The 13,334-nt window shown below is 66.5% G+C and carries 9 protein-coding genes and 1 pseudogene; 5 read left to right on the top strand and 5 right to left on the bottom strand.

All coding sequences use genetic code 11. The annotated features are described in order from the left end of the window. Positions 1-67: 67 nt before the first annotated feature. From BDOA9_RS32135 to BDOA9_RS32125, 3 genes and pseudogenes are all read right to left on the bottom strand, one after another. Positions 68-345 (bottom strand): annotated as a pseudogene (locus BDOA9_RS32135) (DUF1488 domain-containing protein). Between the two features lie 78 nt (positions 346-423). After that, a complete protein-coding gene (locus BDOA9_RS32130) occupies positions 424-720 on the bottom strand; it encodes a hypothetical protein (RefSeq protein WP_025038057.1) in 297 nt (98 codons plus the stop codon). A gap of 276 nt (positions 721-996) precedes the next feature. Next, complete coding sequence (locus BDOA9_RS32125; protein WP_025038056.1) at positions 997-1,608, bottom strand: TetR/AcrR family transcriptional regulator; 612 nt, start codon at positions 1,606-1,608, stop codon at positions 997-999. Between the two features lie 131 nt (positions 1,609-1,739). Here BDOA9_RS32125 and BDOA9_RS32120 point away from each other — a divergent pair, with 131 nt between their 5' ends. From BDOA9_RS32120 to BDOA9_RS32100, 5 genes are all read left to right on the top strand, one after another. Further along, a complete protein-coding gene (locus tag BDOA9_RS32120; RefSeq protein WP_025038055.1) occupies positions 1,740-2,969 on the top strand; it encodes a cytochrome P450 in 1,230 nt (409 codons plus the stop codon). A 133-nt stretch (positions 2,970-3,102) separates the two neighbouring features. Next, positions 3,103-6,756 (top strand): AsmA family protein, encoded by a 3,654-nt coding sequence (locus tag BDOA9_RS32115; RefSeq protein WP_025038054.1) that lies wholly within the window; start codon positions 3,103-3,105, stop codon positions 6,754-6,756. A 220-nt stretch (positions 6,757-6,976) separates the two neighbouring features. Then, the gene (locus BDOA9_RS32110; protein ID WP_025032085.1) at positions 6,977-7,990 is read left to right on the top strand and encodes an IS5 family transposase; all 1,014 of its coding nucleotides are present in this window, start codon (positions 6,977-6,979) and stop codon (positions 7,988-7,990) included. Positions 7,991-8,350: 360 nt separating this feature from the next. Further along, positions 8,351-9,469 carry a DUF2336 domain-containing protein gene (locus BDOA9_RS32105; RefSeq protein ID WP_025038053.1) on the top strand — a complete coding sequence of 373 codons (1,119 nt, stop codon included), beginning with the start codon at positions 8,351-8,353 and terminating at the stop codon, positions 9,467-9,469. A 43-nt stretch (positions 9,470-9,512) separates the two neighbouring features. Then, a complete protein-coding gene (locus tag BDOA9_RS32100) occupies positions 9,513-9,755 on the top strand; it encodes a hypothetical protein (RefSeq protein ID WP_025038052.1) in 243 nt (80 codons plus the stop codon). Positions 9,756-9,877: 122 nt separating this feature from the next. On the opposite strand, the gene BDOA9_RS32095 is transcribed toward BDOA9_RS32100, so the two are convergent. After that, positions 9,878-11,584, bottom strand: a complete 1,707-nt coding sequence (locus BDOA9_RS32095) for an ATP-binding protein (RefSeq protein ID WP_025038051.1) — start codon at positions 11,582-11,584, stop codon at positions 9,878-9,880. Beyond that, positions 11,581-13,092: an ATPase domain-containing protein gene (locus tag BDOA9_RS32090; RefSeq protein ID WP_025038050.1), complete on the bottom strand. Its 1,512-nt coding sequence runs from the start codon at positions 13,090-13,092 to the stop codon at positions 11,581-11,583. Before BDOA9_RS32090 ends, BDOA9_RS32095 begins: the two co-directional genes overlap by 4 nt. Positions 13,093-13,334 lie beyond the last annotated feature (242 nt).

The raw sequence follows: 13,334 nt of genomic DNA, 5'->3' as shown, positions 1-13,334 counted from the left end.
CGCGTCAGCCGTGACGCCGCAGAAAAGCCCGACCAAGCGTCGCGGCTGTGTTCCTTGGGCCGAGATCCTATCGCCTGAAGTCGATGCCTCGCAGCACGATGCCCGGCGGGGTGCCTTCGAATTCCGTGGCGCGATACTTGCTCGCAGCGCATGCTTCGATGCGATCCCGTAGACGGGCGAATTGGGCTTCCCGCTGCTCGGGCCTGACTTGCGGCCCTGCTCGAGATCGTCCATTGCGGAGGTCGAAATTGCGCAAGGAATCTCCCTGGCGCCGTCAAGCATCGAGAACCGTACGATCATCCGGTCGTATTCATGGCCGATAAAGCGGCCGCTGGTCAGTGTCATGGCTTGCTCCATTACACGTCGGTTTCCTGGCGCGTTCGCGCCAGCATGCGCGTAGAATGCAGGCAGCCGTCGCTCGGCTCAGCCGTCTCCGGATAGCCGTGCGAAATCGTCGAACAGCGCCGACACGAGCGCGCGGTGGCGCGTGTCCTCGGCGGGCAGGCTTGCAGCATAGAGGTTGAGCAGATGGCGCGCCTTCACTGCGGCCTCCGGCCAGGATGCCGCGGGCACCGTCATCATGCGGTGCTCGAGGTCGGCCTCGCGCTCGCGCAGCTCTCTGACATGAGCCTCGACCTCGGCCAGCGCGCGGCGCAGGTCGGTGGCCTTCTGCGCGGCCATGCCACGGTGCTTGTCGAGATCGACCGGCCGGTCATCCATTGACGATCCTCGCATCTGCAGCTTGCGCATCGGCGAGATCGACGGTGGGCACGAGGAGCGAATGCCTGAACGAGACGGCTTTTTGCCGCGAGCGGATGGTCATGCGCGCCTGCCTTTCGCAAGTGAAGCCCCAACCGGTGCCGGCTGCTGTGAGCATGCGCCTTTGGCGTTGCAATAGCCAGTACTATCGTCTGCGCACCGGCCAACGACGGGCAATGCTCTCGATGCGTCGACCAGGGACGCCGGCGTGGTCGCGCTGACCGCTGCAGGCATCCGCTAGGCGGAGGCCAACCCCGTCCTGCGTCGCAAATCCGTGAGCGCGCGCAGAAAGCTGTCGGCCGGCGTCGTCTCGGGATCGATCAGCCGGTGCAGGCGAAAGCCGTCTTCCAGCGCGAGCACGATCGCGGCCATCCAGGGCGGGTCCAGATTGTGGTTGCGGCCGTTGCTCTTCAGCGTCGCCTCGATGATGTCCGCGACCAGCTTGCGCCGCGCGCGCAGGCGTTTGGCGAGCTCGGGCCGGCGCTTTTCGGCGCGCGCCACGAACAGGATCATCTCCATGTGCAGCAGCGGCGAGCGGCCGAGCGGATCCTGCCGGCTGCGGTCCATCGTCTTCAGCGCCGCGATGAAATCGTCGAGATTGTGGTGCTGGGCGAGGATGTCCATGTTGCGCCGGATCGACTGCGCGACATGGTCCTCGAGCATAGCGATGATCAATTCGTCCTTGCTCGCAAAGTTCGAATAGAACGCGCCGCGGGTGAAGCCCGCCGCCGCCGCGATCGCCTCGATGCTGGCGCCGCCGATGCCGTCCGCCTCGAACAGGCGCGCCGCCGCCTCGAACAGCGCCTCGCGCGTGTCGTCCCTGGTCGGCCTGGTTCTCACCCTTGACATCGGCGCAGCTTAGGGCAGAATGCAACTCGATACAACAATGTATCGAGTTGATAATCTTTCAGGGATGGTTACGCCGGGCGATGGGGCAGCCTTGCGTATTCGTGTCATGCGCCAACCGATTCGAGGTCACCATGAACGAGCAAGTGCAACCCGCCGGCGGACCGTTGTTCAATCCGCTCTCGCCCGATTTCATCCGCGATCCCTATCCGCACTATGAACGGCTGCGCACGCTCGACCCGATCCACGTGACGCCGTTCGGCCAGTACGTCGCCAGCCGTCACGCCGAGGTCAGTCTCGTGCTGCGTGACAAGCGCTTCGGCAAGGATTTCGTCGAGCGCACCACGCGCCGCTACGGCCCCGAGATCATGAAGGAGCCGGTGTTTCGCAGCATGAGCTACTGGATGCTGCAAGCCGATCCGCCGGACCACACCCGCCTGCGCGGCCTCGTCGTGAAGGCCTTTACCGCCCGCCGCGTCGAAGACATGCGGCCGCGGATCCAGGAGATCGTCGACCAGACAATCGATGCCGTGACCGAGCGCGGCCACATGGACCTGATCGAGGACTTCGCCTTTCGCCTGCCCGTCACCATCATCTGCGACATGCTCGGCATTCCCGAGGAGCATCGCGAGACCTTCTACAAGAGCTCGCGCGACGGCGGGCGGCTGCTCGATCCCGTGCCTCTGTCTCCAGAGGAGATCAAGCAGGGCAACGCCGGCAACCTGATGGCGCAAATGTACTTCCAGCAGCTGTTCGAGCTGCGCCGCAAGAATCCCGGGGACGACCTCATCACCCAGCTGGTGCAGGCCGAGGAGGACGGCAACAAGCTCACCAACGAGGAATTGACCGCCAACATCATCCTGTTGTTCGGCGCCGGCCACGAGACCACGGTCAACCTGATCGGCAACGGCCTGCTCGCGCTTCATCGCAATCCGGACCAGCTCGCGCTGCTCAAGGCGCGGCCCGATTTGATGGTGGGCGCGATCGAGGAGTTCCTGCGCTACGATTCCTCGGTCCAGATGACCGGACGCGTGGCGCTGGAGGATATCGACAATCTCGGCGGCGCGAGGATTCCCAAGGGCGAGACCGTGCTCTGCCTGCTCGGCTCGGCCAACCGCGATCCCGCCGTCTATCCGGACCGGCCCGACCGGCTGGACGTCACCCGGGCGAACGTCAAGCCGCTGTCGTTCGGCGGCGGCATCCATTTCTGCCTGGGCGCCCAATTGGCGCGCATCGAGGCCGAGATCGCCATTGCCACGCTGCTGCGGCGACTGCCGGATCTGCGCATCGACGACGTCGAGACCCCGGAATGGCGGCCGACCTTCGTGCTGCGCGGGCTGAAGCGGCTGCCGGCGAGCTGGTGAGGGGGCTTGCGCGTTAACCTCCGCGCGCAACAGTCGCTGTGACTTCGCCACACTTCCCCCTATATAAGGGGCTGTTCCGGCGCGCCTGAGGCCCTCAGCTTCGGCCCGGGCCGGTTTGGCCGAGGGGAGACCCGTGCAGACGACGCTGCTCGGATTGGCGATTGCCTTCATCATTGCGCTGCTGGCCGCGCTGATCGGGCCGTACTACATCGACTGGAACCAGTTCAGGCCCCAGTTCGAGGCGGAGGCCGGCAAGATCATCGGCGTGCCGGTGCGGGTGGCGGGCGAGCTCGACGCGCGGCTGTTGCCGGCGCCGACGCTGCGGCTGCGCGGCGTCACCTTCGGGGGCAACAACGATCTCGGCCGCCTGCGCGCCGACAAGCTCGATGTCGAGTTCAGCCTCGGCTCCCTGATGCGCGGCGAATGGCGTGCCACCGAGCTTTCGGTCGGCGGCATGGCGGTCGATCTTGGCCTGGATTCGCGCGGGCGGGTCGATTTGCCGTCCACCGCGAGCGGCACCTTCAACCTGGCCTCCCTCGCCATCGAGCGGCTGAACCTCACCGGCCGCATCGCTCTGCACGATGCCGCCAGCCGCTCGACGCTGGAATTGAACGACATCGCCTTCTCCGGCGACGTGCGCTCGCTCGCGGGCTCGGTGCGGGGCGACGGCAGTTTCACCGCGCGCGGCGTGCGCTACCCGTTCCGCGTCTCCTCCGGCCCCAGCGCCGACGGCAGCGCGACCCGTCTCCACCTCAACATCGATCCCGGTGAGCGCGCCATCCTCGCCGATCTCGAAGGCGTGCTCGCCTTCGAGAATCGCCAGCCGAAATTCGAGGGCGCGCTGACGCTTGCCGTGCCCGCGGCCAGGAAGGCGGGCGAGGCGGGGCCGACACCCTGGAAGCTCGCGACCCGGCTCAAGGCCGATCCGGCCGGCGCGAAATTCGACCAGATCGACGCGAGCTTCGGCACCGAGGACAACGCGCTGAAGCTCGGCGGCGTCGGCGATCTCAGGTTTGGCGCCTCGCCCTTGCTGCGCACGGTGCTGTCGGCGCGGCAGGTCGATGCCGACAGGCTGACCGCCAGAGACGATGCCGATCCGCAGCGTGTCCTGCCGGCGCTGCGCGCTGGCCTTGCGGCGATCCCGCAGGTGCCGATCCCGGCGCAGATCGAGTTCAATGCCGATCAGATCATGCTCGGCGGCCGTCCGCTGCAGAACATCGCAACCGAGCTTGCGACCGATGGCCGGTCCTGGACCTTCCGGCGGCTGGAGCTGCGCGCGCCCGGCATGACGCAGGTCTCGCTCAATGGCGCGGCTCCCGGCGCCGACAGTTTCAGCGGCCGGCTCAGCGTCGAGTCCTCGGATCCCGACGCGCTGGTGGCCTGGCTGCAGGGCCGCAGCGAGATCACCCGCCGCAGCACGCGGCCGCTGCGCCTTTCCGGCGACGTCACCATCGCCGCCAATCATCTCGCCATCGACAGGCTGAAGGCCGACATCGACGGCGGCGCCGTCGAAGGCCGCATCGCCTTCGTGCAAACCGGCGCAAGCAAGGGCTCGCGGATCGACGCGGACCTCAGGGCCGACCGGCTCGACCTCGACGCCGCCGCGAGCTTCGTGCGCGCCCTGGCGGGGCCGCAAGGCGAATGGCCGGACGAGGCCAAGCTCGCGCTCGATGTCGGCCGCGCCGTCTCGGCCGGCCAGGAGCTGCGGCCGTTCGCGGCCATGCTCGCCTATAGCCCGGCGTCGCTGTCGCTCGAGCAGCTGCGCTTCGGCCAGGGCGGCGGCGTGACCACGGAGGCGAGCGGCAGCTTCGACCGCACCAGGACGACCGGCAAGCTCGCGCTGAAATCCTCGGCCAATTCGCTGCGCGAGCTCACCGCGCTGGTCGAGCCGTTTGCGCCCGCTCTGCGCGCGCGCCTCGATGCGCTTCCGTCTTTGCCCGGCGCGACCCGTCTCAAGCTCGATCTCAGCCTCGACAAGAACGCCGATCATGCCGATCGCAGCAATGCCCGCCTCGTGCTCGACCTCGACGCGCCCCAGCTCAAGGCCTCGGCGACCCTGGCCGCACAGACGCCGGCGGCCGCCATCGGCGGCATCGACCTCGAACGCCTGCGCAACAGCGACTTCACGCTCGACACGAAAGTCGCGGCGCCGCAGGCCGGCTCGCTATTGGCGCTGCTGGGGCTCGATCGCATCGTGGCCGCGGGCGAGGGCGCCTCGCAATTCGAAGGCCGCTTGAGCGGGACCTGGCGCCGTCCCCTGCAATTGACCGCAAGGCTCAACGGCGGCGGGCTCGATGCCGACGCGCAAGGTAGCCTCGAATTGTCGGAGCCCAAACCGTCCGAGCCCAAAGCTTTGGAAACGAAGGCGAGCGTGAACCTGCGTGTGCGCAACGCCAATCTGGCGCCGCTGCTCGGGACCAGCGCGGCCGACAAGTCGGCGCAGAATGTCAGCCTGTCCTCCCGCCTCACGCTATCAGGCAATCGCCTGACCTTCGGCGATCTCGACGGCAATGCCGCCGGCTCGCATCTGCGCGGCCATGTTGCGGTGACGCTCGATCAGGACAGATCGATCGACGGCGAGATCGGGCTCGACTCGCTCGATCTGGTGCCGGCGCTTGCAATCGCCGTCGGCGCGACCGGTCGTGAGTCCGGCGAGCCGCTCAGCGCAGGATTGGTCAGCGGCTGGCGCGGCCGCATCGCCTTTCAGGCCTTGCGCGGAACGTTGCCCGGCGGCATCGAGCTGCGTCCCTTCGGCGGCACGATCCGGAGCGACGGCCAGTCGTTCGCACTCGATGCGCTCAAAGGCGGCGTCGGCGGCGGCGAAATGTCCGCAAGCCTCGACGCGCGCAACGGCCCGGGTGGCCTTGCGCTGAACGCGCGCATCGAGCTCGGCAATGTCGATGCGTCGGCGCTGCGCTATCGCGACCTCGCGCTGCCCAAGGGGCGCGCCTCGGCGCAAATGGCGCTGACCAGCCAGGGCCGGAGCGTCGCGGCCCTCACCGGTGCGCTCGCCGGCAACGGCACGGTGACGCTCGAATCCGCCGAGATCGCCGGCCTCAATCCGCGTGCGTTCGAGATCGCCATCCGCGCCAGCGACGGCGGCCAGGTCAACGACGACAACCGGCTGCGGCAGCTCGTCGAGCCCGCGCTGTCGGGTCGCATCGCGGTGCCCTCGGCGCAGGTTCCGTTCACGATCCGCGACGGCCGCCTGCGGGTCGGCGCAACGCCGCTGGAAGCGAAGAATGCTCGCGCCATCGTCTCCGGCGGCTACGACATTCCCGCCGACCAGGCCGATATCCGCGCCAGCCTGACGCCGATCATGACCGGGCTCTCCGGCGCTCCGCCGGAGATTCAGCTGTTCGCGGCAGGCCCGCCCGACAGGCTGAGCCGCACCATCGACCTCGCGCCGCTGTCGTCGTGGCTTGCGGTGCGCACGATCGATCGCGAGACGCGGCGCCTCGACGCCATCGAGCGCGGCGAGCCGCCGCCGGCCACCGCGGCGCTGCCGACACTGATCTCTCCGGATGGCGCGCCCGAGCAGGCGCCGGCCAATGTGCCGGTGCCGGGCCAGGATTCGCGCCGCATACCGGCAAAGCCCAAGTTGGAATCGAGGCCGGCGCCGACCCCGAAGGCTCCACAGGCCGCGCCCGCCGCGCCGAGCCCGCCTCTTGCCAGCCAGCAGGTCGCGCCCCTCCCGCCGCCGATCGACGTGAAGCCGGCCCCGGGCCCGCCGCCCGCCAAGCCGAGGCCGAAGCCGCCGCTGGTGCTGACGCCGCAGAATCCGTAGGCGCTCTTGGGTTGCCCGGACCGAGCCGCGGGCTTTTCTTGCCTCTCCCGTGCGCGGGAGAGGCCGGCGCGCTCGCAGAGCGCGGCGGGCGAGGGCTCTATCCTCTGGGGGAGTGTCCCATTGCGGAGACACCCTCTCCCCAACCCTCTCCCGCACGCGAGAGCTTTGCACAAGAGGAGGATTTGCGATTCTCTAGGGCCTGTGGTGGAGGCGGATTCGGATGGCATATCGAGAGGTTGGGCAACCGAGCTTCGCGGACGCGCTGGTATCGCGGCGAGGGAAGGGTAGCCCGGTGCTGAAGCGGATTGGCGAACTGGTCGACTGGGCGGCAGTGGAGAGAGTGCTGAATGGTCTTCCGGAGCCGGAGCGCGGCCCTCCGCCCTATCCGCGACTGGTGCTGTTCAAGGCGCTGCTGCTGCAGCAATGGTATGGGCTTTCCGATCCGGCGCTGGAGGAAGCGCTCGACGACCGGGCCTCGTTCCGCGCCTTCTGCGGCTTTGTGCTGAGCGACGAGACGCCTGATCACACGACGATCTGGCGATTCCGCGAGGCTTTGCAGCGAGCCGGTCTGGACGAGAAGCTGTTCGCCGAGATCCTGCATCAGATCGACGCACGCGGGCTGGTGCTGCGCCGGGGCACATTGATCGATGCGAGCCTGATCTCGGCAGCAGTAAAGCCGCCGAAGCCGCCAGAGGACCCGCAGCCGCCCGGCCCGGACGGCCGTGAACCGAGCAAGCTGGTCAACAGCAAGCGCGATCCAGATGCACGCTGGACCAAGAAGGGCGGCAAGCGGTACTTCGGCTACAAAGCCCATATCGGCATGGATCAGAGTTCGGCCATCGTCCGCCGCAGCAAGCTGACCGACGCTGCGGTCAACGACACGGTGCCCGCCGACGAGTTGGTCTGTGGTGATGAGAAGGCGGTCTATGCCGACCAAGCCTATGACAAGCACGAGCGCCGCAGCGGGCTCGCCGCGCGAGGAATCAAGCCGAGGCTGATGTTCCGGCCGAACAAGCATCATCCGCTCACCGAGCGGCAGAAGCGCTTCAACAATGCCGTGGGAAAGCGCCGCGCACCGGTCGAGCAGGTCTTCGCGCGCCTCAAGGGCAGCTACCGCTGGGCGCGCGCTCGCTATCTGGGTTTGGCGCGCAATCAGACGCATCTGCGCCTGATCTGCCTCGCCATGAACCTCAAACGATGGGCGGTGCTGTGCCCGATAGGAGCCGCAGCGTGACCACCACCCGCCGCTACCCCGCGGCCACGAAAAACAGACGCCCCACCCCTCTGGGGCTACGCGAGGCCGTTCAAAAAAAGCCCCATATCGAACTTCACTCCAGCACAACTCATTACGCAAAGCTCTCGCAAGCGGGAGAGGGAGCGCACCTCCCGCGCAGCATCTTCCCCGCCTCTTAACTCATTCCCTCGCATTTGAACGAATTTTCGTCGGCAAAACTGATTTGCCGGTTTTACTGAATTCTCGCGTTTCATCTCTAGCGTTGGTTTCCAGAGGAATTCGGCGTGGCGCCGCGAGCGGCGGGACGGCTCGCCAAGGGGCTGCCAAGAACTGGGGCTGCCAAGAATTGGGGTTATCGAGATGAACGGGGCGAAATCGCTTCTGCAGGATCTGGACGACGCGATCGCGCGCGGCACCGACGAAAGCCGGGCGCGCGCATTGTGGCACGCGACCGACATCCTGATCACCGGCCGCTACAGCGACGACGAGATCAGCACGTTCGGCGAGGTGATCGGCCGGCTCGCCGACGAGATCGAGGTCGCCGCGCGGGCGCAGCTCTCGGAGGTGATGTCGGCCTGCGATCACGCCCCGCTCAACGTCATCGAGAAGCTCGCGCTCGACGATGAGATCGCGGTTGCCGGCCCCGTGCTGCGCGATTCCACTCGTATCGACGAGAAGATGCTGGTCGAGAGCGCCCTGACCAAGAGCCAGTCGCATCTGCTCGCGATCTCCCAGCGCAAGTCGATCGGCGAAGCCGTGACCGACGTGCTGGTCAAGCGTGGCAACCAGGAGGTCGTGACGTCGGTCGCCAGGAACGAAGGCGCGCGTTTCTCCGGCTCGGGCCTCTTGCACATGGTCCGCCGCGCCGAGGGCGATTCGATCCTTGCCGAGCAGCTCGGCCTGCGCAAGGACGTGCCGCGCCACATCTTCCAGCAGCTGATCGCCAAGGCCTCCGAAGACGTCCGCCGCCGCCTCGAGATCGAGCGGCCCGAGATGATGTCGCAGATCCAGAGCTCGGTGACCGAGGTCACCGGCGATCTCCAGTCCAAGTTCGGCCCGTCCTCGCGCAGCTATTTCGTCGCCAAGCGCGTGGTCACGACGCAGTATCGCCAGGGCAATCTCAACCAGGATTCGATCTCGAACTATGCCCGCCAACACCGCTTCGACGAGGTGCAGATCGGCCTGTCGCTGCTGTCGGCGCTGCCGGTCGACGTGATCGAGCGCGCCTTGATGGACCGCAATCGCGAGATGATGCTGGTGCTGTGCAAGGCGCTCGACTTCTCCTGGGACACGACCATGTCGCTTTTGTTCCTCGGTGCCAAGGATCATCTGATCACGGCGCGCGACCTCCGCGACAACGAGCGCGAGTTCGGCCGGCTCAACATCGAGACTTCGCGCAGCATTCTGAAGTTCTACCAGTCGCGCAAGACCGGCGCGGGTGCCGATGCGGGCCGTCAGCCCGAGCTCCAAGTCCACTGACAAAGTCCACTGACAGGTCCACTAGGAGAGGGGAGTACCTGCAATGTTGCCTCAATTCGGCACCGCCGTTCGCAAGAAGAATCTCGTCAATGCCGCCAGCGCCGATCTCGGCGGCGCAGCTCCGGACAAGGCCTCGGTTGACGCCGCCTGGCTCGTGCTCGAAGCCGCCAACGATCTCGGCGACCACGCCGCGATCGATGCCTGTCGCCGCGTCATCGACGCCGAGCTGAACGGCGCCGCGGCCCGCAGCGCGGACGTCGATCTCGTGCTGGGATATTTCCGGTAAGGCTTGGTATGGTGGCGCGCTGAGACGGTGCCACGTACCCGGTCCTCATCCTGAGGTCCCGCCAACGGCGGGCGCTCGAAGCATGGCCACAGATACAACGCGAGCGAAATCCGGAGCGGCTCTCAACGGGAATTCGAGCGTTGGGATCCCGCATCGCGCCGTAGGCTGGACTTCGCCGCGGCCAAGGCCGTAGCCAGATCGTCGATGTGATAGGGTTTCGGCAAGATCTCGATACCCGCGCTCTCCGCTTCACGGACCGAGGCTTCGGCGTATCCGCTGGTCAGCAATATCGGGATGTCGCTTCGTCGCTTCTTGATCTCGTGCGCAAGCTCGACTCCATTCATGCCGCCCGGCATCATGATGTCCGAGAAAACGACATCGACCGAGCGGCCATCGGCCAGGGCGCCGAGCGCCGCGGCAGCGCTGGCGGCGCGCGTGACCTCGTAACCGAGCTGGCCGAGCATCTCGCTGACGAGTGCCGCAACCTCGTCATCGTCCTCCACCAGCAGGATCTGCCCCTGATTGCTCTTTTTCGGGCGCGCCCTGGTGATGTCGATGAGATGTCGTTCGCCGGACGGAGTCTCGAAGGATCGCGGCAGGTACAGCTCGATGCTCGTGCCCCGGCCGACCTCAGATTGAATCCGCACGGTGCCCTGCGACTGCGTCGCAAATCCATGGACCTGCGCGAGCCCAAGTCCCGACCCCTTGCCGACGTCCTTGGTCGTGAAGAACGGCTCGAACACGCGCGACAGAATCTCCTTGGGCATGCCGACGCCGGTGTCGATGACGGACAGGCGGACATAGTCGCCGGCGATCTCGCCCTCGCTCAGGTCGGGCAGGTTTTCCCCGCGCACGACGATGGTGCCGCCGTTGGGCATGGCGTCGCGGGCGTTGACGGCCAGGTTGAGAATGACGAGCTCGAGCTCTCCGGGATCGACCTCCACCGGCCACAGCTGCTCCGGAAAGTCGAACTCGACATGGACGTCGCCCCTCAGGCTGCGATCGAGCAGCTCGCGCATACCGCCGATCTGCGCGGCGACGTCGACCGGCTCCGGCCGGAGCTTCTGCCGCCGCGAGAATGCCAGGAGTTGCCTCGTCAGGCTCGCCCCGCGCTGCGCCGCCTGGATCATTCCGTCCATCAGGCGGCGGCGGCGGTTCGGATCGGCCTGGCGGTCGAGCATGTCGAGGCCGCCGGAAATCACCATCAACAGATTGTTGAAGTCGTGCGCCACGCCGCCGGTGAGCTGGCCGATGGCTTCGATCTTCTGGGCCTGGCGAAGCGTTTCCTCGACGCGCGCGCGCTCCTCCATTTCGAGGCGAAGCTGCTTGTTGGCTTCCTCCAGCGCTTTGGTCCGCTCGATCACCAGTTTCTCGAGCTCCTGCGCGGTCTGCTCGCGCGCCTTTAGCAGCGCGCGGAGTTCGTATTGACGCCGGCGTGCCCGCATCGCCGATTGGATGGCGCTGGTTAGCGTGATCGGCTGCACCGGCCTTTCGAGCAGCGAAACGTTGCGGAGAAGCTCGACGATGCTGCGCCGCCAGGCGACGACCGCAGGCTGCTCGCGATGGCTGGTGAGGACGACGAAAGGAAGGTCGGACCATGGCGGTTGGCCCGCTATCCATTGTGCCAGCGGCGCCGTGTCTTTCCCGAACAATCCTTCCTCGGCCAAGAACACGGCGCCGACCCCGGCGGTCATCTCGCTGACGAGTTCGGGCAGGCTTGTGCAGTTGATGGCCGCAAGGTTCGCGCCGCGCAAAAGCTCGGCCGATGCGGGGCCGTCGCGACCGATCGGAGCGAATATGAGGACCCGGTGATCCCGGTCGGCGCTCATTCGGCCGGTCCTTCCGGGATGTCGGTGCCGGCATAATGCGGGTTGCCGGAAAAGATCCCGCTGAAGTGCTGGAGGGGCGGTCCCAGCCGGATGCCGGTTCTGCCGAGCCGAAACTCGCGGATGGTATGCTCGTGACAGCCGCTGCGTTTCTTGACCACGGACAAGGCGCGGCGCACCGTTCCGCCGAACTCGAAATAACGCAGCATCAGCACCGCATCGCTCAAATAGCTCATGTCGAGCGGCGTCTCCATCGGCCCCACCAAGCCATGCTGAGCCAGGATCAGGATGGTGACCACGCCCTGCTGAGCCAGATAGCTCAGGAGCTCATGCATTTGCAGGATGAGAAAGCGCTCGTCCGGCATCGCGTTCAGATAGCCGTTGAGGCTGTCGATGATGACGATGCGGGCATTGTCGACCTCGACGCTCCTGCGCACGTTCGCCGCGAACTCGCCCGGCGAAAGCTCGGCAGGATCGATCTGTTGAAACCGGATTTGTCCCGATTCAAGGTGCTCTTGCAGAGACAGGCCGAGTGTTCGGGCGCGGGCTTCCACGGTGCCGCGGCCTTCGTCGAAGGCGAAGAACACGGCATGCTCGCCACGCTCGGCAGCCGCGATCGCATAGGTCAGCGCGACCGAAGACTTGCCGACGCCGGCAGCGCCTAACAGAAGGGCGTTGGTGCCGCGCTCGAGGCCGCCTCCCAGCAGCTGATCGAGCTCGGCGTTGCCGCTGGGAGTGAACTCTCCGGAAAAGCTCTTGTGATGTTCGGCCGCGACGAGCCGGGGGAAGATCCGCAGTCCTCCTTCGGCGATCGTAAAATCGTGGAAACCGCCCCGAAAGCGGATGCCGCGCATCTTGATCACGCGAAGCCGCCGCCGTTCGGCGCCATAACCGAGAGCAAGCTGTTCCAGCATCACCACGCCATGCGCGATGGAGTGCAGTTGCAGGTCGTCCTGGGACGACGACAGGTCGTCGAGCAGGACGACGGTGCAGTTGCGGTTGGTGAAGAAATGCTTCAAGGCCAGAACCTGGCGCCTGTAGCGCAGCGGATTCTGGGCAAGCAGCCGCAGCTCGGACAGGCTGTCGAGCACCACCCGGGTGGGATTGATGCGTTCGACCTCCCTGAAGATCAGATTGGTTGTCTCGCTCAGCTCCATCTCGGCGGGATGGAACACCGTGAGCTCCCGGTCCGGATCGAGCGTTGTCTCGGGCGGGACCAGCTCGAAAATGTCGACCCCTTGCAGCGACCATCCGTGCCGTCGCGCGACCAGGTCGAGCTCCCGCTTGGTTTCGGACAGGGAAATGTAGAGCACGCGTTCGCCGTCGCGCACGCCCCTGAGCAGGAATTGCAGCGCGATCGTCGTCTTGCCGGTGCCCGGCCGTCCCTCGTAGAGATACATCCGGTTGGCATCCAGGCCGCCGCCGAGGATGTCGTCCAGCCCTTCGCTGCCGGTCGAAATTCTCGGAAAATCCTTGTCGCTGCCTGGAGCAGCCGCGGATTGACCGGTCATGAACCCCCCTTACGCGTATCTTCCGAAAGCTCTCCATGCGCTCCAGGCGCACGCCGGGAGACGGATTTGGCAACAGAGCCGACTAAGGAACTCTCGGGCCGGGCTAGAGTTCCCGTCCCGAAATGCCCCGGACGATCCGGACGATCAGGGCCGCATCGTTGCCGCCCCAATGCGAAGGCGCCGTCAATCAATCGCGCGAATTGGCGTATTCACCGGGTCGAGGCCTTGGGACGGGGCCGACC

The organism is Bradyrhizobium sp. DOA9 (genome assembly GCF_000617845.2).
Lineage (GTDB): Bacteria > Pseudomonadota > Alphaproteobacteria > Rhizobiales > Xanthobacteraceae > Bradyrhizobium.
This window is presented reverse-complemented; position numbering and strand designations above follow the sequence as displayed.

Coding starts and splice junctions, on each gene's coding strand:
- BDOA9_RS32120 (WP_025038055.1), top strand. CDS start 1,740: ATGAACGAGCAAGTGCAACCCGCCGGCGGACCGTTGTTCAATCCGCTC.
- BDOA9_RS32100 (WP_025038052.1), top strand. CDS start 9,513: ATGTTGCCTCAATTCGGCACCGCCGTTCGCAAGAAGAATCTCGTCAAT.
- BDOA9_RS32130 (WP_025038057.1), bottom strand. CDS start 720: ATGGATGACCGGCCGGTCGATCTCGACAAGCACCGTGGCATGGCCGCG.
- BDOA9_RS32095 (WP_025038051.1), bottom strand. CDS start 11,584: ATGAGCGCCGACCGGGATCACCGGGTCCTCATATTCGCTCCGATCGGT.
- BDOA9_RS32110 (WP_025032085.1), top strand. CDS start 6,977: ATGGCATATCGAGAGGTTGGGCAACCGAGCTTCGCGGACGCGCTGGTA.
- BDOA9_RS32090 (WP_025038050.1), bottom strand. CDS start 13,092: ATGACCGGTCAATCCGCGGCTGCTCCAGGCAGCGACAAGGATTTTCCG.
- BDOA9_RS32105 (WP_025038053.1), top strand. CDS start 8,351: ATGAACGGGGCGAAATCGCTTCTGCAGGATCTGGACGACGCGATCGCG.
- BDOA9_RS32125 (WP_025038056.1), bottom strand. CDS start 1,608: ATGTCAAGGGTGAGAACCAGGCCGACCAGGGACGACACGCGCGAGGCG.